This is a genomic window from Lysinibacillus sp. FSL K6-3209, from assembly GCF_037976175.1.
Taxonomy (GTDB): Bacteria; Bacillota; Bacilli; order Bacillales_A; family Planococcaceae; genus Lysinibacillus; species Lysinibacillus sphaericus_D.
Map to the genome: position 1 here is coordinate 1666128 of NZ_CP150264.1, position 23579 is coordinate 1689706.

23 protein-coding genes, 2 pseudogenes and 2 riboswitches are annotated in these 23579 nt (G+C 35.6%); of the genes and pseudogenes, 18 read left to right on the top strand and 7 right to left on the bottom strand.

What is annotated here, in order from left to right; all coding sequences use genetic code 11:
* Nucleotides 1–210: 210 nt before the first annotated feature.
* The 3 genes from MHH88_RS07875 to MHH88_RS07885 form a co-directional block, all read right to left on the bottom strand.
* Nucleotides 211–453, bottom strand: a complete 243-nt coding sequence (locus MHH88_RS07875) for a hypothetical protein (protein ID WP_052599563.1) — start codon at nt 451–453, stop codon at nt 211–213.
* Nucleotides 454–794: 341 nt separating this feature from the next.
* Nucleotides 795–989 (bottom strand): hypothetical protein, encoded by a 195-nt coding sequence (locus MHH88_RS07880; protein WP_339262276.1) that lies wholly within the window; start codon nt 987–989, stop codon nt 795–797.
* A gap of 83 nt (nt 990–1072) precedes the next feature.
* Complete coding sequence (locus MHH88_RS07885) at nt 1073–1270, bottom strand: hypothetical protein (RefSeq protein WP_339262277.1); 198 nt, start codon at nt 1268–1270, stop codon at nt 1073–1075.
* Nucleotides 1271–1604: 334 nt separating this feature from the next.
* Between MHH88_RS07885 and MHH88_RS07890 the strand changes: the two genes are divergently transcribed.
* The 7 genes and pseudogenes from MHH88_RS07890 to MHH88_RS07920 all read left to right on the top strand — a co-directional run bounded on the left by MHH88_RS07890 (nt 1605) and on the right by MHH88_RS07920 (nt 8625).
* On the top strand, nt 1605–2291 hold the full coding sequence (locus MHH88_RS07890) for a response regulator transcription factor (RefSeq protein ID WP_339262278.1): 687 nt from the start codon (nt 1605–1607) through the stop codon (nt 2289–2291).
* Complete coding sequence (locus MHH88_RS07895) at nt 2278–3267, top strand: HAMP domain-containing sensor histidine kinase (protein WP_339262280.1); 990 nt, start codon at nt 2278–2280, stop codon at nt 3265–3267. The genes MHH88_RS07890 and MHH88_RS07895 overlap by 14 nt, the downstream gene beginning before the upstream one ends.
* Nucleotides 3268–3347: 80 nt before the next feature.
* Nucleotides 3348–4034: an ABC transporter ATP-binding protein gene (locus tag MHH88_RS07900; protein ID WP_069511655.1), complete on the top strand. Its 687-nt coding sequence runs from the start codon at nt 3348–3350 to the stop codon at nt 4032–4034.
* Entirely contained in the window at nt 4034–6607 is a 2574-nt protein-coding gene (locus MHH88_RS07905) for an FtsX-like permease family protein (protein WP_339262281.1), read from the top strand. Before MHH88_RS07900 ends, MHH88_RS07905 begins: the two co-directional genes overlap by 1 nt.
* A gap of 432 nt (nt 6608–7039) precedes the next feature.
* Complete coding sequence (locus MHH88_RS07910) at nt 7040–7171, top strand: hypothetical protein (RefSeq protein WP_339262282.1); 132 nt, start codon at nt 7040–7042, stop codon at nt 7169–7171.
* A 15-nt stretch (nt 7172–7186) separates the two neighbouring features.
* Nucleotides 7187–7423 (top strand): annotated as a pseudogene (locus tag MHH88_RS07915) (DUF3888 domain-containing protein); the annotation flags it as partial.
* A 443-nt stretch (nt 7424–7866) separates the two neighbouring features.
* Entirely contained in the window at nt 7867–8625 is a 759-nt protein-coding gene (locus tag MHH88_RS07920; RefSeq protein ID WP_339262283.1) for a hypothetical protein, read from the top strand.
* 478 nt (nt 8626–9103) lie between these two features.
* Here MHH88_RS07920 and MHH88_RS07925 read toward each other — a convergent pair whose 3' ends face one another.
* On the bottom strand, nt 9104–10297 hold the full coding sequence (locus MHH88_RS07925; RefSeq protein WP_339262284.1) for a crosslink repair DNA glycosylase YcaQ family protein: 1194 nt from the start codon (nt 10295–10297) through the stop codon (nt 9104–9106).
* Nucleotides 10298–10731: 434 nt separating this feature from the next.
* On the opposite strand from MHH88_RS07925, the gene MHH88_RS07930 reads away from it, so the two are divergent.
* Both MHH88_RS07930 and MHH88_RS07935 read left to right on the top strand, forming a co-directional pair.
* Nucleotides 10732–11112, top strand: coding sequence for a DUF3997 domain-containing protein (locus MHH88_RS07930; protein WP_339262286.1), 381 nt, complete (start codon nt 10732–10734; stop codon nt 11110–11112).
* A gap of 431 nt (nt 11113–11543) precedes the next feature.
* The gene (locus tag MHH88_RS07935) at nt 11544–12509 is read left to right on the top strand and encodes a VanW family protein (RefSeq protein WP_339263013.1); all 966 of its coding nucleotides are present in this window, start codon (nt 11544–11546) and stop codon (nt 12507–12509) included.
* A 102-nt stretch (nt 12510–12611) separates the two neighbouring features.
* Here the strand turns inward: MHH88_RS07935 and MHH88_RS07940 are convergent, their stop codons facing one another.
* Together MHH88_RS07940 and MHH88_RS07945 are read right to left on the bottom strand one after the other, a co-directional pair.
* Nucleotides 12612–13238 carry an HAD-IA family hydrolase gene (locus MHH88_RS07940; protein WP_339262288.1) on the bottom strand — a complete coding sequence of 209 codons (627 nt, stop codon included), beginning with the start codon at nt 13236–13238 and terminating at the stop codon, nt 12612–12614.
* A 175-nt stretch (nt 13239–13413) separates the two neighbouring features.
* Entirely contained in the window at nt 13414–13794 is a 381-nt protein-coding gene (locus tag MHH88_RS07945) for a GntR family transcriptional regulator (protein WP_339262290.1), read from the bottom strand.
* A 288-nt stretch (nt 13795–14082) separates the two neighbouring features.
* Between MHH88_RS07945 and MHH88_RS07950 the strand changes: the two genes are divergently transcribed.
* From MHH88_RS07950 to MHH88_RS07985, 8 genes are all read left to right on the top strand, one after another.
* Nucleotides 14083–14334 (top strand): PLD nuclease N-terminal domain-containing protein, encoded by a 252-nt coding sequence (locus MHH88_RS07950; protein ID WP_069511641.1) that lies wholly within the window; start codon nt 14083–14085, stop codon nt 14332–14334.
* Nucleotides 14318–15223: an ABC transporter ATP-binding protein gene (locus MHH88_RS07955; RefSeq protein WP_339262292.1), complete on the top strand. Its 906-nt coding sequence runs from the start codon at nt 14318–14320 to the stop codon at nt 15221–15223. The genes MHH88_RS07950 and MHH88_RS07955 overlap by 17 nt, the downstream gene beginning before the upstream one ends.
* Nucleotides 15220–16008: a hypothetical protein gene (locus tag MHH88_RS07960; RefSeq protein WP_339262294.1), complete on the top strand. Its 789-nt coding sequence runs from the start codon at nt 15220–15222 to the stop codon at nt 16006–16008. Before MHH88_RS07955 ends, MHH88_RS07960 begins: the two co-directional genes overlap by 4 nt.
* Nucleotides 16009–16116: 108 nt before the next feature.
* A riboswitch (FMN riboswitch) is annotated at nt 16117–16242 on the top strand.
* Between the two features lie 120 nt (nt 16243–16362).
* Nucleotides 16363–16488: riboswitch (FMN riboswitch) on the top strand.
* 187 nt (nt 16489–16675) lie between these two features.
* Nucleotides 16676–17314, top strand: coding sequence for a riboflavin synthase (gene ribE, locus MHH88_RS07965; protein ID WP_339262295.1), 639 nt, complete (start codon nt 16676–16678; stop codon nt 17312–17314).
* 56 nt (nt 17315–17370) lie between these two features.
* Nucleotides 17371–18003, top strand: a complete 633-nt coding sequence (gene ribB, locus MHH88_RS07970) for a 3,4-dihydroxy-2-butanone-4-phosphate synthase (RefSeq protein ID WP_339262296.1) — start codon at nt 17371–17373, stop codon at nt 18001–18003.
* A 17-nt stretch (nt 18004–18020) separates the two neighbouring features.
* Nucleotides 18021–18488: a 6,7-dimethyl-8-ribityllumazine synthase gene (gene ribE, locus MHH88_RS07975; protein ID WP_069511635.1), complete on the top strand. Its 468-nt coding sequence runs from the start codon at nt 18021–18023 to the stop codon at nt 18486–18488.
* Nucleotides 18489–18665: 177 nt separating this feature from the next.
* On the top strand, nt 18666–20084 hold the full coding sequence (locus tag MHH88_RS07980; protein ID WP_339263016.1) for a spore germination protein: 1419 nt from the start codon (nt 18666–18668) through the stop codon (nt 20082–20084).
* A 176-nt stretch (nt 20085–20260) separates the two neighbouring features.
* Nucleotides 20261–20494, top strand: a complete 234-nt coding sequence (locus MHH88_RS07985) for a DUF1540 domain-containing protein (protein WP_069511630.1) — start codon at nt 20261–20263, stop codon at nt 20492–20494.
* Between the two features lie 197 nt (nt 20495–20691).
* On the opposite strand, the pseudogene MHH88_RS07990 reads toward MHH88_RS07985, so the two are convergent.
* Nucleotides 20692–22259, bottom strand: a pseudogene (locus MHH88_RS07990) (IS1182 family transposase).
* 217 nt (nt 22260–22476) lie between these two features.
* On the opposite strand from MHH88_RS07990, the gene MHH88_RS07995 reads away from it, so the two are divergent.
* The gene (locus MHH88_RS07995; protein WP_339262299.1) at nt 22477–23508 is read left to right on the top strand and encodes a C45 family peptidase; all 1032 of its coding nucleotides are present in this window, start codon (nt 22477–22479) and stop codon (nt 23506–23508) included.
* Nucleotides 23509–23579 lie beyond the last annotated feature (71 nt).

A 23579-nucleotide genomic window follows, 5' to 3' on the forward strand; every position in this document is an offset into this window, starting at 1 on the left:
TTTTTGCATTCGCCCCATAAAGGTTGAAGAAATTTAGTAAACCAATCTTTATTGTAAAGCTGCAATTAATGGATACTTGTAGGCAATTTAAACTTGAAGCACGCTGTATAAGTGCCATAACCTCATAAATCTCTGTAGAATTTAAGCACAAGTTAGTTGAATTAGAAAAGCGGATCTACCACAATCACAACATTTTCATGAATATTATTTTTATGGTTCACTAATTCCTACTGCAAGCAACAGAAAATAAACAAATACTAACACGGCACCATTTAACAAGATTCCTGTAATAATAAACCACAGTTTTTTAGATAAGATAGCAAAGATAATGCCTAGTACAGAAAGCACTGTAAACACATTTATACCCAAAGTTAAGTTAGCGTTAGGTCCTCTGATGATAAAGAAAAAAATGATGCTTATTGCTACTGTCAAAACTGATAAAACGCCTAATATATTTTTGTTCAAATATGTAACCCCCCTTTAAATCAATAAACTTATTAACCAAGCTGGCTCGTGTGCGGAGCAACTTAATGCATAGTATTCAAATTACTTTATGAATTAAACGACTTTATTGTCACGAAACACTTTAAATGTAACATTAGTTACTAGAGATATGGAAGATTGGTTTTGTCTGTACTTTTTGTTGGGAGCTACCCCAACATCTAATCATTACAAGAGGTGAGGAAGGACAATATCACTATCATAACCTGTTCGTTAAATATATTAGGCGAGGGAAGGTGTGGATATTTTACATTAGGAACATTTCCATCATTGTGTTCCACAATTGCACTTTTTTATTTAATCAATGTTGCGACATCGTTTTCTATTTCAAAAACTAAAAAATCATTATCTTCCTCTACAACTTCTTTTTCATATCTAAACTCTTTATCAATCAGCATTTCAAAATAATTTGTTTCAACATTAAGTTCAAAAACTGGACAGTGGTCAAATCTGACATCGCCAATAAATATTGCTCTAATTTTTTTCATTTATAACTCTCCTTCAATACAATTTCAGTATCTGATTCTACTATTCATGTATTCAATAAACACATGCAGCAAGGAACAACGAACTATAATTTAGAACCACACCATGGACAGAATTCAATTTCTATACTTGAAGAACCACCATCATGAATGATTAAACCGTATGTATTATCTTTATCCGAAAAAATGATTATTTTGTCAGGACATGCAAACGGATTGATATGCATGTCACATTTGAAATTTGCATGGTAGTCCAAATACTCACAACAATGTTGTTTCTCCATATTCAACCTCTTTTCCAAAAGTAAACGGACCCGATTTCGGCATACTTAGCGCCTTTATTGGATAGGTTCGTTTCAACACTTCACAGTTCCAATCATTGTCTATTTTAATCGAAACGTTGCATAAGTGCGACGTCATCCATGAAAAGTATGTGACAGGTACCACAGTTTATTTTAATGCAAAAACTTTATAGTCTGTACGGATTCATTGAGATACATGGTATGATTTCTCTTGAAATCAATTTCAGAGGTGTTGAAGTATGGATTATGGTCAATTTAAACAGAAAATCAGTATAGTAAAAATACAAAATATGCTAAAAAAGATTGGTGAAAATAAATGAAACATATTTTATTAGTTGAAGATGATTTGGAAATTGCGAAAAACCTCGCTCTTCTACTCCGCTCTGAAGGATTTACCATCACCCATGCTGCGACGCAAAAAGAAGCCATACTTATGCTTGCTGCGCAGAAATATGACTTGGCATTGCTTGATATTTCCCTTCCTGATGGCAACGGCTTTGCAGTTTGCACGGATATCAAGCAAACTCAGAACATTCCAGTAATCTTTCTAACAGCTTCTGGCGATGAAGGTAGTGTTGTAACGGGGCTGAATATAGGGGCTGATGACTATGTTACTAAACCTTTTCGCCCACGCGAATTGATTGCTCGAATTGGAACAGCTTTACGAAAAAACGGACATTCTCCAATTGTCTTTGAAATGGGGGATGTTCATGTTGACCCATCGAGTGGGGTTGTCAAAAAAAATGGGCAAGAAGTTTTTCTTTCTGCTTTGGAATACCGATTATTATTAGTGTTTATAAATAACCCTAAAAGTATTATTACGCGCGACAGGCTATTGGACGAATTATGGGATGCATCAGGAGAATTTGTAACGAACAATACCCTAACCGTCTATATAAAACGCCTAAGAGAAAAAATTGAGACAGATCCTGGCAATCCGCGCTATATTTTAACTGTTCGTGGTACAGGATACCGACTAGGAGCTAGCTATGTTGCGGAATAGGGAGATTAGGCAATTTACACTTTTATTTACCGGCATCACAATCATTACCGCCATTTTAGGTTTTACTATTCAGCCCGTAGCTGGCCTATTAATACTTTCTACTTGTGTTGCGTTTGGCATCTTATTTTTCTTATTTACAAAAGCGCATTATAAAAGGATTACACAAATTTCAGAGCAAATTAATTTAGTGCTGCATAATACCGATCATTTGTTTATTAGTAATGCAGAAGAAGGCGAACTGTCTATTTTGCAAAATGAAATCACTAAAATGACGCTTCGCATACGGGAACAAAATGAAGCACTGAAAAAAGAGAAAATATATCTAGCTGATTCACTAGCCGATATTGCACACCAACTACGTACACCGCTAACTTCAGCGAATTTGATTGTATCTTTACTGAAAAACAACCCAGCTGAACATGAGCGTAAAACGTTGCTATGGGATATACAAAAATTATTTGTACAAATGGATTGGCTATTAACCTCTCTGTTGAAATTATCACGTTTAGATGCAGATATTGTAAATTTCAAAATGGAACCATTAGATGTCGCAACCTTAATAAAGGATTCGTTTCATCCATTTCTTATGTCGATGGATTTACATAATATTACGCCTCAAGTGAATATAGCGGACAGACTAGTTATTCATGGAGATTTCGGTTGGCTTTCAGAGGCCATTCAAAATATTTTAAAAAATTGCATTGAAAGTACAGGCGATAACGGGACGATTCAAATTGCTTGTGAGGAAAATATGCTGTTTACAGAAATTACCTTACATGATAGTGGACCAGGTTTTAAAAAAGAAGATGTACCCTACTTATTTGAACGATTTTACCGTGGGAAAAATACGAGCACAACAGGATATGGCATTGGCCTCGCGCTTTGCAAAACCATTATTACCCGCCAAGGGGGAACTATTAGTGCCAAAAATCATCCGCAAGGAGGGGCAATTTTTTCTATTCGTTTCCCAAAGTGACGAATCTCTCACTTTAAAGTCACGAAGATGTAAGTTAAAAATTCTATTATAAGGGTACAGCACAAAAGGAGGCTCACATAATGGAGTTTTTAAAAATTGAAAACTTATGCAAAACATATGGGCAAGGTGAAAATCAAGTAACAGCATTGGACAATGTTTCACTTACGATAGAAAAAGGGGAATTTACTGCCATTATCGGTTCATCTGGTTCAGGTAAATCGACATTACTACATGCAATTGCTGGCGTAGATGTACCGACAAGCGGAAAAATTTACTTGAACGGACAAGATGTGTATGCTCAAAATCATGAAAAACTTGCAATTTTCCGACGTCGAGAAGTTGGTCTGATTTATCAATTTCATAACCTTATTCCTACGTTGAATGTCGTAGAAAATATCACATTACCGATTTTGATGGATAGACGCAATGTGAATGAAGAACGATTAATGGACTTATTAGACCTACTTGGCCTCAAAGAGCGAAAAAACCATTTACCAAATCAACTATCAGGTGGTCAGCAGCAACGCGTTGCGATTGGACGTGCACTGATGAACGCACCTGCCGTGATGTTAGCTGACGAACCTACGGGTAGTTTAGATAGCAAAAATGGTCATGAAATTATGCGTTTGTTAAAATCCAGCCACGAAAAATATCAGCAAACGCTGATTGTAGTCACGCATGATGAAAATATCGCTCTACAAGCGGATCGGATTATTTCCATGTCTGATGGCAAAGTCATTCGAGATGAGAAACGGGTGGCAAGATAATGAATATTTTCAATAAAGTCGCCTTGCAAAGCTTACTAAAAAACCGCACGCGAACGATTGTGACCATTATTGGCGTTATTTTATCTGCCGCAATGATTACAGGCGTTACGACTTTTGCGACCACCCTGCAAAACTACATGATTAATGGCTCAATTATTAAATATGGTGATTGGCACGTTGGATTTTCTGATGTTGACGCTACATTTATCGAACAACAAAATGAAGATAATCGAATAGCCAACACCATTACCTTTGAAAACATTGGTTATGCCAAACTGGAGGAAGGTAAAAACGTCAACAAGCCGTATTTATTTATTGCTGGCTTCGACCAAGACACTTATGCCCATTTACCAATAACACTTACTTCTGGTCGATACCCAAAAAATGACACAGAAATTCTCATTCCTTCGCACCTTAAGGAAAATGGGGGCGTGGCGATTTCTGTTGGTAATACCCTTGCACTGAATGTTGGAAGACGTATAAGCAATGATAAACAGCTCTCACAATATGACCCTTACCTTTCAACTAATCCAGAAAGCTTTGTAGCTGAGCGTCAGAAAAACTACACAGTCGTTGGGACATTTAAACGACCTGGATTCGAAGAGGTAAAGGCACCTGGTTATACGTTAATTACAACAACTGATGCTATGAAAAAAGCGAGTAGCTTTAGTACCTTTATTAAAATGAAAAGTCCTCGTAAAGTGCATGATTATGCAGATGAATTCGCAACTGACCATCAATTTGTTACAAATGACAACGTGTTACGATTTATGGGTCTGTCAAATGATAAAACATTTAATCGTCTACTCTACTCAATGGGTGGCATTTTAGTTGCCTTAATTATGCTTGGTTCAGTTTTCCTTATATATAATGCATTTTCCATTTCGTTAAACGAACGTATGCGACAATATGGGATTTTGATGTCAGTAGGTGCAACGGCAAAACAGTTACGAAATTCCGTATTATTTGAAGGGCTTTGTATTGGCGCTGTTGGTATACCAATCGGTGTGTTAGTTGGCATCCCAAGTATCAAGGGTGTCCTATCTCTTGTGTCGGAAAATTTCGGAAATATCGCCTATGACAATGTACCTTTAACTTTGACAGTTTCGATGCCTATAATCATTGCCGCAGTAGTCATTAGTTTGGTGACCATTTTAATTTCAGCTTATATCCCAGCACGCAAAGCTGCCAACACCCCTGTTATGGCTTGTATTCGTCAAACAAATGAAATTAAAGTGGAATCAAAAGCAATTAATACGTCCAAATGGATGGAGTGGATTTACGGCTTAGAGCGTACACTTGCGCTTAAAAACTTTAAGCGAAACAGAAGACGCTATCGTAGTATCGTCCTATCACTTACATTAAGTGTTGTTATGTTTGTATCGTCTAGCGCATTCAAAACAACGCTTCAACAGGCTGCAGAGTCATCTGTTGTCAATACGGATTACGATATTATGTTTTTTAGTGAGAACATGAAAGAAAACGATTCATTGCAGCTATTTGACAAACTACAAAACGTAGTTGGCGTTTATAAAGGCTCTTATCAATCTATGATGGAATATAAAAGTGAAATTAACTTACATGATTTCTCAGCAGACTACCGTCAAGCAGCAGGTTATGTCGAGCATGATAAGACGATTGATGTACCGCTAGACATGCAGTTTTTAGAGGATAGTGTTTACCTAGATTTTATTAAAAGTCAAGGTTTAGATATAGCGGAATATACAGGGGAGAATGCAAAAGTCATTGCCGTTGCTAAAATGAAAAATAAAACGGCTACTGCCTCGGAAAAAGATAACATACTAGATATGTTTACAAAACAGTCGATGAATTTAGTTATTACACCAAACGCAAATACTGGCACAATCTTAAACGAAGGGCGAAATGTAGCGATTACATTTGTCGATACGTATCCTGTCGATCCATTACCAAAGCTACCGTCTGAAGTAAGACCGTACACGTTTATGATTGTTGCACCATATCAATTAATGGATACATGGGCACTAGCTGATGTTCCGATGGATTGGGGCTTAACGTTCCTATCAAAGGATGCGTCGCAGTCAGTTGATGAAATGAAAAAAATAATCGAATCGGAAGAAACCTCATACGAATATTCGATATACAATGCCAATGAAATATTTGACCAAAACCGCAATATCATCTTTATCATTGATTTGTTCACCATTGTTTTCGTCATAATGATGTCACTTATTGCAATCGCCAATGTGTTCAACACAATTTCTACGAATATTCGATTACGTCGACGAGAGCTTGCAATGCTTCGCTCAGTTGGTATGTCCAATCGTGATTTCAATAAGATGATGCGCTTTGAATGTGTACTTTATGGGTTCCAAACATTACTAATTGGTCTCCCTATTTCAGGTATCTTGGCTTGGCTTATCTATAAAGGGATGTTTATCGGTGGAGCGGAAGTCGCATTCACATTCCCTTGGAGCAGTATGGGCATTAGCGTACTGGGGGTATTCCTTGTTATATTTATTACAACAATGTACGCACTTCGCATGATTAAAAAGGAAAATATCGTCGATGCACTTCGTGATGATATGAATTAATTTTAAAATGTAGCAAATAGCTATAGACCTAAACGGCAGTTTTGAATCATTTTATATAGACTAAACTAATATGAGGATATCATGTTCAATATATGAGCATATATCCTCTTTTTCTATGCATATTATATTCGTTAATTAGATGGTGGAAATATCGTATTGTATGTATACAATAAAAAGGAATGTATGTTTATTTTGGTAGAGGGCGTAGCCCACAGCTGGAGTTGTAGTGAAGTCTTTAGACCGAGCGTTAATATTTTTGACTATTCGTAAAAAGTAGTGGAAACTAATTTTAAAAAATTATATTTCACTTTGCATTTGAAAGATATTGTGAATGAGGGAGAACTTTATTCTCGCCTTCTTATTCAACTAACGGGGCAGGATTGTTGAATAAATCATTTTAGTTCTTGGGAAACTAAAATGAGGTGACTTTATATGAAAAAAATCTTACTTATGCTTTTGGTTGGAATATCTTTAGCTAATACAACAGTATATTCAAAAACAATAAATGAAGCTGATACGGAATTATGCGAAACGGTTAAAATGGCACTTATAAGTAGTAATTGAAATCCAGTAGATAAAGCAATTACTGAAATTTATAAGAATGACAAAAATGCACCTAAAGAAGGTCTTTCTTGGGCTGCGTGGGAAACTGAAATCCTAAAAATAAAGCAAGTATATGGAATTGGTGGATTATATGAGATAACGTTGAAAGTGTCCCCTTACTATGGTGCTCATAATGGTTATAGGGAAGATGAGGTTGTGATAAATACAAGTGGTGAACTAATTAGTTATAAACACTTGAAAACATATCATTGAAATTAAACTAACCAGCCTAATCATGTGTTAACAAGTAGAGGGTGAACATGTTAGTTGTCGGGATCAAATCCCACAGGTGCTTACGTTCTACCCCGGCTACTATCAATCTATAAATTGAATAAAAAATAGTCAACCAGATTTCTCTGGCTGACCTTATAATACGAACGGGTGCTTTAGTGAAGATCGTTGAGTTGCTTAGGCAGCTCTTTTAAAGAAGCAGTTTAGATAAATAAAGGAATGGATTTTTTTGATAATATAATTATACATAAACGAGGTTGAATTCATACATAGATTATTTGACATAGTATCATAATTTACATGAGTCAAATGTAATGAAGTATTATTTTTTTCTGCAAATTACATTTTAAACCTAACCAAATATTGTATTATCTTATTTAAGTGGTACAATTTGGTTAAATATTATTACGAAGGATGTTATGTCTATGCAGAAGTTTTCTTTAGTATTGATGTTATTAGTTGTGTTAATAAGTGGGTGTAAGTCGGCTTTGGATTATACTGACGAAGACTTAAATGATTATATTAATAATTTAGAGCATTTGTCTTTCAAGGAAGGTGAAGATATTTCTTCGATGGATTATGGCACTTTATCTTTAGTCCCAAATGATAGTTTTTTAGATTTGCCTCTAAGCGAGCAATATTCTTACATAATGAAAGTTTATAACAAATTATTGGATATCCACGTTATGTTTACAGAGTTGGAAGTTGGATTACCTGATAACGATCATCTTACTTATTCTATAGATGCTTTATATGACTTTCAAATACATGCTATTGGTGAAGTTATTACAGAAGACACGGATGTTGCTCTTTTAGATAATTTTGATGAAAAAGAAGTTTGGAATGGCACAATGAATGGTAAGACAGCAGAAGAATTGCTTGCTGAGGAAGAAAAAGTATCCGAAAGTGATGATAGCACCCCTTCTACAACTTCCTCTGAAAAAGTCGTTTCATCATCAAACGATGGTTATGAGTGGGTTACATTAAGCAATTCAGAGAAGTCTGCTAAAATTTCAACGATTTTTTACAACCTAAAAAGTAATGGATATACATTGTTAGAGTCAGAAGCGTTCTTCATTGATGCTTTAGACAGTTTTTATACAGATTCTACTACGATGACTACAACTGTTAATGATGCTTTTGTTATGGTATCAGCAATGGCAGGGGCTATGATAGCACCATAAAGTTTGTGGACTCTTAATACTTATAGACACTCCTTACGAAGGGCTTCTTCTCATGGGATATATCTAAGCTTTTGTGAAAAATTTGATAAAAATCATCGCCCCTCTATAGATTTTTTAGAGAAGAGATGATTTTTTATTAGATATTTATGATAATATATATATATTGTAAATAAATGTAAGATGCTAAAAATTTAATTCTCCTTCTTCAACTAAAGGGGGCGTTAGGAAATAAAAGGGACGTAACATATTAGTCATATAAAATATGTTATGTCCTTTTATTTATTAATATTTTTCGAACTTAGGTCTTGATAATCAATATCAGAACCGCTGTTATTACTTTGGAAATCCGACTCTGTAACAATTATATAGTCTAATAGTAGGGGAGAGACCATAATGAAAGTTGCGATTTGTGACGATGAGAAGGCTGCGCATAAACTATTACATATCATCCTATATGACAAAAAGAATTATGAAAATATCAATTCAAAGACTCTACCGAAATAGTCTCACACCCGTTGAAGTGAGCAAATTTTTTGAGACAATTGTTCAAAGCTGTACGCAATTGAGTTGTTTGCTTCACACTGTTCTCGTACCAGATGTTTTTAACAACGAGTGTGTTAGTTTTTCTCTCCGCGATAATCTCAGCTCGTCCAATGAAGCATTCTCCATATACGAGGGGGAGCACATAGTAGCCGAATTTTCGTTTGCTTGCAGGTGTGTAAATCTCCCACGTATAATCAAAGTTAAACAATGCGGTAATCAGTTTTCTATCCCAAAGAAAATTATCGAGCGGCGCAATCAGCTCGCAACGCCATTTTGGTTCCGGATTTTGCAGAACCGCTTCAATAAGCGGTAAATCCTCCGCAAGGCAATACAGCGTATCCTTCATTTCCTCCACGGCCACGGCAACAATGTGATTTTCTTGTAATAGCTGGCTAAAAACCTCTTTGCGTTGTGCTGCTTTCAACCCCCAAATATTCAACCATGCATCTGACGCACGATTCCATAAGAGACCGACCGAGCCGATTCGACGTAGTACCCGCCACTTATAATGCGCAAGTTCATCAACTAGGGGCTCTGATGCAGTCAGCAGATTCGGCTGTATGTACTTCTTGGCTAAATCGTAATATTTACGGCTGCCCTTTTTATGATGGATAATCAACTCACCCGTTGAATACATCTGTTCCAGTACTGAGCGAGATGCATTGTTTCCGCTACTCCAGTGAATGGCTGATTGCCAAGAGAAATCTCCATCCAATTTTAAATCATCCGAACTTAGTGCACCATGATTTTGGATATGAGCCCGTACTAGCGTTGTCAACGCTTCCATTTCGGGATAGCGTTTAGCATGTTGTCGGGCGGCTTCCCTATAGCGTTCAAAATACGGCCAGTCCTCAATAGGGATAATAGCGAGGTTCTTGTCGGGATAATCGACAAGGCTTCTTTCTTCATACAGCAAATCGGCGAGCATTTCTTTAGTAAATTCTTTGATTCGGGACTGTAACACCAATTCGGCATTTTTTCCGCAAACATCGATAGGGTCGTACTGAATACAGCCAACCTGTCGAGTAAAATCCAATACACCCCGTTTCCCGCTAAATTTATAGTCGTCCAAAAGTTCATGTTTCAACAACAGAAATTGTCGTGCCTGGCGGTTTGTTAAGTGAATCATCTATGCACCTACTCTCTAGTTTTAGTGTAATTCAGGGGAGTGGAGAACAAAAAACGAAACCGTGAAGTGAAATTTTTTTACGGATAGTCAGTGTAGCATGCTTCTTACAAAATAGCCTATTCTAATTTGGCATACTTGCAATGTTCCTTCTAGCCACTGCAAATGCCATTAAAACATCATCCCTAATACATCCAAACTTCTCCTCTTAGCACCATTTCTGTTTTATTATACAGAATACAGTGAAAATAAACAAACGTATGTTCCGTTTTAGGGATGGGTGAGAAAAGACCAAATAATGTACTATCCTATATGAAAAATTTATTTTTGAATTATTTTTAAGAAATTATTGATTTTTTAATAGAAAAAAATTATGTTTTTACATAAAAAAGGAATATTTATAAGTATTCATAATATTATTAGAGATGGAGGTTATTATGAAAAGATGGATAGTAATTCTGATTTGTTTATTCATAAGTGGTTGTGCCGGTTTAGGAGATTATAGTATTGACTTATCTGGGAATTATTCGCTTTTGCGAACTTCAAGTCATAATATTACGATTGCACCTAAAAGTAAGAATGGTGAAGGAATGTGGGATGAGAATGTTATTCCTGCAAAAGTTGTAGAAGTTGGTTGGAATAAAGATTACATAATTGCAAAACAGCAGACTTACCCTAATGAAGAGTATTTTTACTGGATTTTAAATGTTAAAGATGAATATGTAGAAGGACCTTTTATTCTTAATGACTTTCAAAAAAAAATAAAAGAGTATGGTATTACTAACTTAGAATTGAAATTGGTAGAAGATATACAATAAGTAGATATAAAATACACGTATATTATTTTGTAGTAATATAGTAGAAAGGTGGTTTTTATATTGCAAAAGATATGTAAATATACTGTGTTATTTTTTAATTGTTCCGTATACAATTACTAATTTATTTTATCAAAATTATCGCCCTTAAGTTAAAGAATTACTAACGTTTAGATAAATTTATTTTTTATCTTGTTGTCCAGAAAGTTACATAAGTATTATGTGATAATGACAACTTATTTTCAAAAAAGCACTCCACAAAAGTAAGTATCTAAACTTTTGGGAGTGTTTTTTCCTTAAGCTGTGTAAAAAAACATTTTTCAATTGGATATACACCAATAAAAATCTAAGAAAAGAAACACACTATCCTAACGAGTCGAATAAGATGTTGCTGTAAGTAAGTTGGAGGTAGGTGTTTAAACTTGAAAAAATGGATGGTTGTATTTTGTTTAGGCAGTGTAATGGCTTTAGCAGGTTGTCAGGATAAAATAAAGCATGAACAAATTGAAAAAGACGACGTGCAACAACCCGTTATGTACACGCAGGACAAGGAGCAGGAAGTAGGTCCTGTAGTGGTTGAAATTGTTAATCCACAATCTAAAGAAATCATCCACATCGTATCGCCCATAGAATTAGGCTTTGAAACAGACCCAGTCTTGTATAAAAAGAACATTGAACAATTGGCACAACAATTAGCGAGAGGCACAGAAACAAAAGTTGGTTTTGATAAGCGAATGATGCTTGATAAAGTCGATGACAATGGTCGGATTATAAAAGGTAGTCCATTGGTTATTTTAAAAGAAAGTGAATTGGTAGAAAAAATTATGGCAGCATCAGTAACGGGTGGTACAGTAGAAATGCCATTGTATATTACTGAAAGTGGCTATTATTTTGAAGACATACCGTATTTAGAGGATGTTGTAGTTGCTTCTTATACAACATATTTCACTGCTTCGGATATCAGAAGAAATAAAAATATTGAACTTTCAGCAAAAGCCATTCACAATGTGATAGTTGGTAGCGGAGATACTTTTTCGTTTAATACTGTTGTAGGCCCTAGAGATGAAGCGAATGGCTATCAGCCCGCACCTGAAATTATTAATAAAAAGCTTGTTATGGGCATTGGTGGGGGGATTTGCCAAACATCTTCAACATTGTTTAATGCAGTCGATCAACTCCCGATTAAATTTGTGGAGCGACACCATCATTCATTAGATGTAGGATATGTTCCAAAGGGTAGAGATGCAACGGTGTCCTATGGTAGCTTGGATTTTAGATTTCAAAACACCAGTGATGTACCATTTTTAATAAAGGCAACCTATGGACAAGATTTTCTGACAGTGGAAATAAGGACAGCAAAAAAATATCAAGAAATTTTAACAAAGCTTCCCTCACAATAAGAAAGAAGTTGATGTAAGACTAAACAAAAATCAACTTCTCTTGTATTTTAAGGCACTTATAAAGAGTGTCTTTTTTAGTGCCTAAGCAATGGTGAAAGTAGTTCATAAACCTTCCATAATAATTAGTATTTCGGCAGGAGTAAATACTTTATATTCGGGTTCTGCTGATTGAACAATCTCAATAGCATCATACCCCCAACCAACCCATATAATTGGAATACCTACTTTTTTGCAGGCGACAATATCACGTTGCTCATCCCCAATATATAAAACATCGGATGTTTTTAAATTGGCTTGTTTTAAATATTTTTTTATCACTTTATCTTTACCAAAAATCCGGCTCGAACATAGTACTTCGGAGACATGGTCGATACCATTAGTTTGTAAAAACGCCAAAATATTATCTTTTGAGTTGGAGGAAATAATGGCGATTGTATATCCTTTCTTATCAAGTTCCTGTATGACATCTTTCATACCGTGAAATAGATGAACATCTTGTAATGATTGCTGATATAAGCGATAAAATTGCGGGAGTATAGTAGGTAGCTTGTGTAACGGGAAGTTAAATAATTTACTTCGTTCAGCAATCGATAATTTTTTTAGTGCATCAATATCTTCTAACTGTACTTCTTTGAATTCATGTTTTTTAGCAATCGTATTCCATACAGATGCAAACACTGCCGTGGAATCCGCAAGTGTGCCATCAAAATCAAATATTATATGTTTCATTGTATTTTTCTCCTTAAAGGGTATTTGGCTTTACCATTAATAATACTTAAATCAATATAGTCATTCGTTCATGATGACATGAATGCGGAAAAAAAGAAATGAATTAGTATACTATCTGATTTTATATTATGAGAGAAAAGGATTATTTACCATCGCTTCTTCAGTATGAGGTAAATTATTGCACTTGGTCTAATACTTTTGTGATATATTGTTTGATTTGTTTCTTGCTATAACCCATTACATAAGCTTCCATTATCATATTTTTTATAGAAAGTTCGAGATGATGTAATTGGGTTTCGTCTAACCGTCGATTTGAACGAGCGATAACAGTTGCTTTCAAGCGATTTTCCATCTTGATAATCGCTTTTTTCTCTAGTTCACGATAGCTTTTTGAAACGGTATGTATATTGATTCCAATATCTTGCGCCATATTTCTAATGGAAGGAAGCATATCATTGTCTTGAATATGTCCTTTTGCAATCTGTTCAATTAGTTGATTGCCGACCTGCATATATAATAGCAATGGGCTATTGGTATCTATCTGAATAGGTAGCATAGTATTCCCCCTAAAATAAACAAATTTGGAATAGGCATCGTAGCAGTTTCTTTTTGCGTTTGACTAGTTTGAATTCTTATCGGGTGCATTTTCAGGCGATTTTCTCCTTTTAACAATTTTGGCAGTAAAATTAATGTAAAAGTTATTATCTATAACGATAATATTATCATTATAGATAATATTGACTGTAGCATAGCATTTAATAAAATAACAAGTGCAATTCCAAAAAATGTGTGTTAATGTTATCATTATTAGTAATGATAATGAATGTTGAGAGGAGCGTTTTTATTGAAACTTCACTATGGGTTAGATGAATTGAATGACATTGATTGGTTGGCTGTATTACAGGTTATATGGCCGTTTATGATGGTTGGCTTCATCCTTATCCTTGTTGCATTAATTGATTTGTATCGTCATCGAAAAGCAAGAACAAATGTTATGTTATGGACAATCCTTATTTTATTTTTTAATACTATTGGTCCAATTTTATATTTCACTATTGGGCGAAAAGGAGCGAAACATCATGAAGTTAGAAATTAAAGAGGTGACTAAAACATTTAAAGCAAAGACAGCAGTCAATAATTTCTCGATGGTGGTTGAAACTGGACAATGTGTAGGGCTAATTGGACCTAACGGTGCTGGAAAGTCTACGTTAATCAAAATTATTGCAGATATTTTAAATGCGGAAAAAGGAGAAGTCCTTCTAGATGGGAAAAAAATTAAAACCATGAAAAAAGAAATTGGTTACCTTCCACAATATCCTGATTTCTTTCATTGGATGACAGCTACAGAAACACTCTTTTTTATGGGACAGTTATCTGGCATAACAAAACAAGAGTTGGTGAAGGAAGTACCAGCTATTTTAACAAAAGTTGGGCTTATAAATGAACAACATGAGAAAGTTCAAACATTTTCTGGGGGAATGAAGCAAAGGCTTGGCATTGCCCAAACACTGTTACATAAGCCATCTTTAATTGTCATGGATGAGCCTGTATCGGCATTAGATCCAATAGGCAGAAGAGAGGTCTTAAATTTAATACAAGAAATTAAACATGAAACGACTATTCTATTATCTACTCATATTTTAGGGGATGCGGAAGAAATATGTGAACGCTTTGTCATTATGAAACAAGGTAAGAAAATTGAGGATACGACATTAGATAAATTAACTAACAATCACCAAGCGGTTGTGCATCTTGAATTGGCATCACATAATATGCTTTGGGTGCAAATCATTGAAAAGCTCCCATATGTTAAGAATGTTGAAGTATTAGGCAAGAAGGCGAAGATTACCCTCGATAATATTCAGCAAAATAAAGATAGGTTGATTCGTGATGCAATGGACAACAACATGGATATCGTTAAATTTGAAGTTGGAAGCAGTGAGACGTTAGAAGAAATCTTTTTAAAAATGGTGGTGAGTGTATGACACCTTTATATATTTTAACGAAAAAAGAGTATGTACAAATGTTTCGAGAGTTTAAGATCCTTTGGTTACCTCTTGTTTTTATGTTTTTAGGCGCAACACAACCAGTAGTTACATACTATTTACCTTCAATTTTAGCAGCGCTCGGTGGAAATCAAGGCATTACGATTGATCCTGCAATCATGCAGCAGGATGGAGAACAAGTAATGGCGGCAACTCTTGGCTCGCAGTTTGATCAGCTGGGCATTATGGTAATTGTTATTGCCATAATGAGTATAATTCAGTCAGATAAAGCGAATGGGATGCTTGATTTTATATTAACAAGACCTGTAAAGGTAGGATCCTATATCGGTGGAAAACTTTTTTCTAATTTCTCATTTGTAGCGCTTAGTGTGACATTTGGCTATTTTGTATCTTACGTTTATGTAAATTTCTTGTTTAGTAATATTCCATTTTTTACGCTGATATTAGCGCTTGGATTTTACTTAGTATGGGTACTTTTTATGATTTCTTTTACTTCGATGATTAGTACTATTTTTAATGGACAGGGCGTTATAGCTTTAATTAGTATCGTTTGCTTGTTACTGTTGAAAATCATTAGTGGTTTACATCCAATAATTGATTTAGTGAATCCTGCTGGCATGAGTCAACAGGCAATGATGGTATTAATAACAGGTTCAATAGATTCACAACTATATGGAAATATGGTGATAACGTTCATATGGATTACTTTAACTGTAACAATTTCGCACTATTGGATTTCGAGGAAGAAATACCATAAAAATTAATAGAGTATAGCTTTTTTTGGCAAAAATAAGTAATCAGCATGCGTGCATTAAAAAATTTTAGGTGGATAATCTATTAAAATAATGTTATCGTATGAAGTAACTAAATAATATATCCTTCAGGGTAGGGTGAAATTCCCAATCGGCGGTGATGAAGTAATTCAAAGTCCGTGAGCGCAAGCTGATTTGGTGCAAATCCAAAACCGACAGTTACAGTCTGGATGGGAGAAGGATGAAAGTATAAGCTTTTTAAATTCGTATGACTTTAAAAGGTCTATTTGGCTACGCTTATATGAAATATAACTTCCCATCGCTTCTGTTGGGAAGTTTTTTATTTAGGGAAAAATTGAATAGGTATCTGTTCTTCGGGGTAGGGTGAAATTCCCAATCGGCGGTGATGAAGCAATTCAAAGTCCGTGAGCGCAAGCTGATTTGGTGCAAATCCAAAACCGACAGTGATAGTCTGGATGGGAGAAGAACAATAAGATGGCAGCCTGTGGAAAATTTTTGTATTCACTAGGTTTATTTCGTGACGTCTTATGTATTAGTACTCCCAAACCCCTTTTATGCTAAAGGGGTTTTTTCTTTGTTTTGGTCATAAAAAATGAAAGGGGGATTAACATAACTATCAAAAGGTTTACGACATAGGTTTGAGAAAGTAGGTGGAAAAATGTTTACAGGTATTATTGAGGATATTGGCACAGTAAAAACCTTGCAAAGCGATAGGCAAAGTATGGAAATAACAGTGATTTCGCCCAAAATAGTAGCGGATGTGAAGCTCGGGGATAGTATAGCCGTTAATGGGGTTTGTTTGACAGTAACTCATTACAATGACCAAGAGCTGACAATGGATGTAATGCCTGAAACAGTGAAAGCGACGAATTTACAGCAATTAACTGTTGGTCATGCAGTCAATTTAGAGCGTGCAATGCCAGCCAATGGACGATTTGGTGGTCATTTTGTTTCAGGTCATGTAGATGGTGTAGGGAAAATTATACGCAAACGCCCAATGGCAAATGCGGTCTATATTGATATCGAACTTTCAGAGAACTTAACTAGCTATTGTATTCCTAAAGGTTCAATCACAATTGATGGAACGAGTTTAACGCTCTTTCATGTTGAAAAAAACAGTGTCACAGTATCGCTTATTCCACACACATATAAAGAAACCGTACTAGGTGTTAAAAATGTTGGGGCACTGGTCAATATTGAAACCGATTTAGTAGGCAAATACATTATTCACCAGTTAAAGGGTGGTCTGCAATCGTCAACCATTACAAAAGATTACTTAGCGAAGCATGGTTTTTAACCTGCTATAGAAAGAAAAAAACATACATTGAAAGTCAAATCTATTAGGAGGTGGCAATGTTGCTACATTCAATTGAAGAAGCAATTGCCGATTTAAAACAGGGCAATATGATTGTTGTTGTGGATGATGAAGACCGTGAAAATGAAGGAGATCTACTGGCCCTTGCAGAGTTTATGTCACCAGAAACGATCAATTTCATGGCAACATATGGAAGAGGTCTTATTTGTACACCTATTTCACAGCAGCTCGCACAAAAATTAGCGTTACAGCCAATGGTCATAAATAACACCGATAATCACCAAACAGCGTTTACTGTCAGTATTGACTATAAAGAGACAACAACAGGCATTAGTGCTTTTGAACGTGCTTTGACGATTCAAAAAATGATAGTGTCACATGCACAAGCATCGGATTTTCGTCGACCTGGACATGTTTTTCCGCTAATTGCGAAAGAAAATGGGGTATTAGAGCGCCGAGGACATACGGAGGCTACTATCGATTTAGCAAAACTTTGCAACAGTGTACAAGCTGGCGTGATATGTGAAATTATGGGCGATAATGGAGAAATGCTGCGCTTTGATGAGTTAGTCAAATATGCACAAAAACATAAATTAAAAATGATTTCGATTGACGCATTAGCAACATATCGTCGTCAACATATGCAAATAGAAAATTCACTTACTATGTAAAAGAGGAGAATGAAATGATGGGAAAAACATTTGAAGCACAATTAATTGGCAATGATTTAAAAATAGCGGTGGTTGTTGGTCGTTTTAATGAATTTATAACAAGTAAATTATTAAGTGGTGCATTAGATGGGCTAAAGCGTCATGGTGTAGACGATGATTTAATAGATGTTGCGTGGGTGCCAGGTGCATTTGAAGTACCGTTTATCGCAAAGCAACTAGCTGAAACGAAAAAATATGATGCCATTATAGGTTTGGGTACAGTTATTCGTGGCTCTACAACACATTATGATTATGTGTGTAACGAATCAGCTAAAGGCATTGCAAACGTATCGCTTTCGACAAATGTACCAGTTATTTTTGGGATTGTCACAACGGAAAATATTGAACAAGCGATTGAACGTGCTGGAACAAAATCTGGCAATAAAGGTTATGACGCAGCAATGTCCGCAATTGAAATGGCTAATTTACAAAAAATGATTGGCTAAAAGGATATATCTATATTTAGAATTAATGAATTATCTCACTGGTGTAAGATTTATTGCATAATTTTTTGGACATTGGGAAATATATGTTTATAAGTATTTTAGTAAAATAATTTGTTTGAATTTGGTTCAGTAGGAGATGAGAATATTCAATCAATAGAAAAAGAAATCGAATTGAAAATGTTGAAAGAATTATTTCAACGCTCTGCTGACGTAATTTTTCAATCCTTTACCTTTCAACAACATAAGGTTTATTTTATTACATGTGAGTCGATGGTCGATCAGTTTTTATTGAATAAGGTCATTATCGATCGAGTTCAATCTTTGTTTGAAGATAGCTCTGTAAAATTATTAGAGGACCAAATAAAAAACAATTTACACATTCCTAATCTTCAAAAAGTAACAAATTTGGACGATGTTATTACGCGTGTCTATTCAGGGTTTGTTTTGCTTTACTTTGAAGAGGAGAAAATTTTATTTTCAAGTAAAATTGCTAAAAAACCAAATCGAAATCCTGAAGAAACAAAGCAAGAACTAGTGGTAAAAGGGCCGAGAGATGATTTTATAGAAGATGTCTTTATTAATGTGGCCTTAATTCGTAAGCGCTTGCCTACAAATTCCCTATGCGTGGAAACAGTAGAAGTCGGAAAGCGCTCTAAAACGACAGTGGCTGTTCTGTACATTGGTGATATAACCGACAAAGCAATGGTTACTGAATTAAAAAAGCAATTAATTAAAATTAATACAGACGTTGTCTTTAGTGGCGATATAATGATGGAAAGTGTGGAAAAAACCGCAAAAATTTTGCCACGACATGATTATACAGGTCGGCCAGATTTTGCAATACAAGCGCTTAGCAGAGGACGGATACTTCTTTTTGTCGATGGTGTATCTTACGCAATCATTACGCCGCCTAATATGTTTTTACTTTTTAAATCAGGTGAGGATAACGATTATCCAACTATAGTCGGTGCATTAGAGCGACTGTTGCGAATCGTAGGTATATTAATAAGTATGCTTTTACCCGGTTTTTGGCTAGCACTAACGACCTATCATCAAGAACAGATGCCTATATTACTTTTGGCGACGGTTGTCCAATCACGTACTGGTTTGCCTTTTCCTACGGTATTGGAGATATTGCTAATGTTATTTATGTTTGAAATATTTCGTGAAGCAAATCTACGCTTACCGTCTATTTTAAGCGGAACCATGAGTGTTGTAGGGGGACTAATCATCGGAGATGCGGCAATCAAGGCAGGGATAACGAGCCCTTCCATGATCGTCGTAATTGCTATCTCAAGTATTGCAGCCTATACTCTTGTCAATCAATCCTTTGTAACTGCAATGAGTATTTTCCGTTTATTTGTTATCTTAATGGCTGCTTTCTTTGGTTTATTTGGTTTCTTTTTGTCCCTGTTTTTCATTCTTATTTACTTTGCGAATATTCGTGTATTAGGCGTTCCGTACTTAAATATTGGTGCCAATTTAAACTGGTCCGATACCAAGAAAACTTTAATACGTCTATCGCCAAAAGGATATAGTAAACGACCAAAATTTTTACATCCTCAAGATGAGACAAGAACATCGAGCAAAAATTAGAACAAATTACATCTATCGCTTGTGCTGTGCTTAAAATCGTCTTCACAGATTATGTTGAAGTTATTTTTAAGCTTTACTTGTAAAAACCTTTCGATTGGACAAAATACAAAGTGAAGAGTATAGATTAGATTTTCCACTCTATACTTTTCTAGACCAATCACAAGGGGTGGATAGTTATGCCGAATGTCCAAGTTAGCTGTGCAGTATCAAATTGTGTGTTCCATGCCAAAGGTAATTATTGCGGAGCTGAAAAAATTGCAATCGACATGGATAAACGTAATACGAACAAACGTGATGCGGAATTTGCTTCTGACTTTGAGTTGCATACAATGTCAGAAGAAGCAGCAGCCATTCAATCATCCGATACGTGTTGTAAAACATTCAGATCGAAAGAAAAAAACTTTAGATAATGAGTATCGTTTATTTTGGACAATGTAAATAAAGACAATATCTTTATTTCACCAAAATAATTTATCTTTACCTTTTCTACTGATTTGGTCACGTTAAAGGAGGCTGGGACATAACTAGCTTCGATTAGTGAGAAATCCGAATTTGAATTTATTCAAATTCGGATTTCTCTGTTTTTTATGTTGTCTCCATATAGCTTTTAGCTAATGGCTGTGAATTTTCTTAAATTCACAGCCATTAATGCGAGACCCATCTCGTTATCAACCTTCGATTTTCCTCGTACAGAAAATCGAGTGAAACGCAAATTAGCCTTCAAGAATCCAAAAACAGGTTCCACGTCAATTTTGCGTTGACGATAAATGGTACTCGTTTTTTCTTCTGAAAGCTTTGTTCTCACATGTTCTTTTTGTTGTTCCCACTTCTCATTCACTGTTAACTTTCGATTCGTTCCTTCTTTTGCTTTTGTACAGAATGAACGGAGGGGGCAGCCGGAACAGTCTTCACATTCGTATACCTTAAACTCACGCGTGTACTCATACTTATCTGTTTTCGTGGTACGATATTTAAATTTAAGCTGTTGTTGGTTTGGGCAAGTATATCGATCATTTTCTTCATCATAAGCCCAGTTCCCTGTATTGAATTCGTTTTGCTTATACGGTTTCCTCTGTTCTTTTACATACATGTTGTATGTGATTAAGGCTTCTCGCTTACGGTTCACAAGGATATCATCATAATTTTGTTCACTTCCATATCCAGCATCTGCTACGATATGTTTTGGTAACTTCAAATAATGTTGTTCGATTTCATCCAAAAATGGGATTAATGTACGTGTATCCGTTGGATTCGAAAAAATGCTGTAGGCAAGCGCATACTGACCTTCTGTTGCTACTTGTATGTTATAACCTGCCTTCAATTGACCATTTTTCATATAGTCATCTTTCATACGCATAAATGTCGCATCCGGGTCTGTTTTCGAGTAACTATTTCGTCCGTCAAAGATTTCGAAGTCTCTTTGATATTTTAGTTTGCGTTCCATATAGTCGATTAATTGTTTGCGCGTTTGCTTTGGGAATTTTCGTTCCTTTCTTAAAGCCTTTCGCTCTGCCACATCCGATGAGTCCTCAATTTTTCGATCGTATTCAGAAATCACTTCATCTACTTTTTTGACCATTTGGTCAAGGTCTTCCAATGCTAATTCCTGTTCATTTCCCGTTCCATTTCGGGTATGATTTCTTTTTCAAGTAGCTCATTGTATAGCTGGTTGGACTTTTCAATGAGTCCGTTATGATATTTCTCAATCGACTTTTTCCACACGAATGTAAATTTATTTGCATTCGCTTCAATTTTTGTTCCATCAATAAAAATCGCTTCCTGATTAATTAATTCTTCCTGTACCAGCTGGCAGCGGAATTGAACGAAGCATTGTCGAATCAACTCTTTGACTTCTGGGTGGACACGGAATCGGTTGATTGTGCGATAGGTTGGTTCATACCCTTGTGCTAGCCACATCATCCGAAGACTATCTTTTAAAAGCGCCTCCATTCGGCGCCCTGAGAAGACGGATTGCGTGTAGGCACATAAGATAATTTTAAGCATCATGCGTGGATGATAGGCAGGACAGCCCTCATTTCGAAGAAATGGTTCAAACGCTTCGGGCGGGATACTTTCGACTAAATGATGGACATGGAAGGCAATGTCATTCTTTTGTAATTTCATTTCTAAATCTAAAGGCAAAACTAATTGATTCATGTTATAATTTTTGAACATAAGAACCCTTCTTTCAAAGATTTGGTATGTGGTGTACTTTTATCTTATCAGAAGTGGTTCTTCTTTTTATGTAAAATTTCAACGGCTTATTAGTTTTCAGAGGAGGGTTTTGTCCCAGCCTCTTTTTTTATTCCTTTTATAATTCCCTTGACCTTCCAGTTACTTGAAGGATTACGATGATACAGAAGTCACAATTGGCAGTATGGGAGGTATTTCAATGAATAAATATCAAGAGTTAATCGTATCCGTAGTAGCTTTAAGGGGCGATGCCTATGAAATAGGTTTCCAACAAAGTAACGAAGTAACAACATATGCGCATTTAGCGCAAAAGGAACAGCTGCTAGCTTTATCTACTGCTTGTAATGTACAGCAGGTAAAAGAGCTATTGCTAGATTGTTCGCCCAATCTTTTGCAAGAGATGGAGGGTTTGGCATTTGGCTTAGAACAGTCATGTGAAACCATTATTAAAATGTATAGCGGTTATAATATGACATTTCCAAATATGGGATGTACCTCGTTTGTACACAATGGGAAGTATGTAAGAAATTACGATTTCAGTCCAGCTATGTATGATGCAAGACTCGTTTTTTCTAAACCGTCTGAAGGGTATGCTAGTGTAGGTTTTAGCCAGCAAATCATTGGTAGGTTAGATGGAATGAATGAAAAAGGGCTTGTAGTAGGGCTGCATTTTGTCAATAATGAATGGGCAGGCGAAGGCTTTTTGGCGACTACTATTGTTAGAATATTACTTGAACAGTGTGGAAATATTGAAGAAGCTACTGTATTAATAAACAAACTTCCACATCGCTATTGCTACAATTACTCGATGACAGATCAAAGTGGAAAAGCAATTGTGGTGGAGGCTACGCCAATGAAGCGGGTGAATTATGTGGAACATCCACTTATTTGCACAAATCATTTTGAATCACAACAATTGACAGGAAGAAATAAAGCTTGTATTAAAGGTTCAAAACAACGAAAAAACTATATAAATCGCTATGTAGCAGATGCGCGTACGACAATGTCTGTATATCATCATTTCAATAACGGAGATTCTCCGTTATTTGTTAAACAATATCAAGAATACTTTGGTACGCTCCATACAGTTATATACTCACCAAAGCAATTAGAGATAGTTGTTGGAATAGGTGAAAATTGTGAGCCACAATCATTTTCCCTCCAACAATTTATCGAAGGTAAACCTATTCTTTCGAAAACCATAAAAGGAAACATAATTCAGGCTATCTAATTTGTTAGGCTTGGTTTATAATTTAATAGAATAAATAGGGGAATGGCGTAACATTTGTTGGGCTATTCTCC

Bases quoted from the DNA above. Each gene is read 5' to 3' on its own strand.
- MHH88_RS07995 (WP_339262299.1), top strand. From the start codon at position 22,477: ATGAATAAATATCAAGAGTTAATCGTATCCGTAGTAGCTTTAAGGGGC.
- MHH88_RS07885 (WP_339262277.1), bottom strand. From the start codon at position 1,270: ATGGAGAAACAACATTGTTGTGAGTATTTGGACTACCATGCAAATTTC.
- MHH88_RS07945 (WP_339262290.1), bottom strand. From the start codon at position 13,794: ATGCTACCTATTCAGATAGATACCAATAGCCCATTGCTATTATATATG.
- ribB (WP_339262296.1), top strand. From the start codon at position 17,371: ATGTTGCTACATTCAATTGAAGAAGCAATTGCCGATTTAAAACAGGGC.
- MHH88_RS07985 (WP_069511630.1), top strand. From the start codon at position 20,261: ATGCCGAATGTCCAAGTTAGCTGTGCAGTATCAAATTGTGTGTTCCAT.
- MHH88_RS07920 (WP_339262283.1), top strand. From the start codon at position 7,867: ATGCAGAAGTTTTCTTTAGTATTGATGTTATTAGTTGTGTTAATAAGT.
- MHH88_RS07980 (WP_339263016.1), top strand. From the start codon at position 18,666: ATGTTGAAAGAATTATTTCAACGCTCTGCTGACGTAATTTTTCAATCC.
- MHH88_RS07960 (WP_339262294.1), top strand. From the start codon at position 15,220: ATGACACCTTTATATATTTTAACGAAAAAAGAGTATGTACAAATGTTT.
- MHH88_RS07895 (WP_339262280.1), top strand. From the start codon at position 2,278: ATGTTGCGGAATAGGGAGATTAGGCAATTTACACTTTTATTTACCGGC.
- MHH88_RS07890 (WP_339262278.1), top strand. From the start codon at position 1,605: ATGAAACATATTTTATTAGTTGAAGATGATTTGGAAATTGCGAAAAAC.
- MHH88_RS07905 (WP_339262281.1), top strand. From the start codon at position 4,034: ATGAATATTTTCAATAAAGTCGCCTTGCAAAGCTTACTAAAAAACCGC.
- MHH88_RS07900 (WP_069511655.1), top strand. From the start codon at position 3,348: ATGGAGTTTTTAAAAATTGAAAACTTATGCAAAACATATGGGCAAGGT.
- MHH88_RS07925 (WP_339262284.1), bottom strand. From the start codon at position 10,297: ATGATTCACTTAACAAACCGCCAGGCACGACAATTTCTGTTGTTGAAA.
- MHH88_RS07940 (WP_339262288.1), bottom strand. From the start codon at position 13,238: ATGAAACATATAATATTTGATTTTGATGGCACACTTGCGGATTCCACG.
- MHH88_RS07910 (WP_339262282.1), top strand. From the start codon at position 7,040: ATGAAAAAAATCTTACTTATGCTTTTGGTTGGAATATCTTTAGCTAAT.
- ribE (WP_339262295.1), top strand. From the start codon at position 16,676: ATGTTTACAGGTATTATTGAGGATATTGGCACAGTAAAAACCTTGCAA.
- MHH88_RS07955 (WP_339262292.1), top strand. From the start codon at position 14,318: ATGAAGTTAGAAATTAAAGAGGTGACTAAAACATTTAAAGCAAAGACA.
- MHH88_RS07935 (WP_339263013.1), top strand. From the start codon at position 11,544: ATGGTTGTATTTTGTTTAGGCAGTGTAATGGCTTTAGCAGGTTGTCAG.
- MHH88_RS07930 (WP_339262286.1), top strand. From the start codon at position 10,732: ATGAAAAGATGGATAGTAATTCTGATTTGTTTATTCATAAGTGGTTGT.
- ribE (WP_069511635.1), top strand. From the start codon at position 18,021: ATGGGAAAAACATTTGAAGCACAATTAATTGGCAATGATTTAAAAATA.
- MHH88_RS07880 (WP_339262276.1), bottom strand. From the start codon at position 989: ATGAAAAAAATTAGAGCAATATTTATTGGCGATGTCAGATTTGACCAC.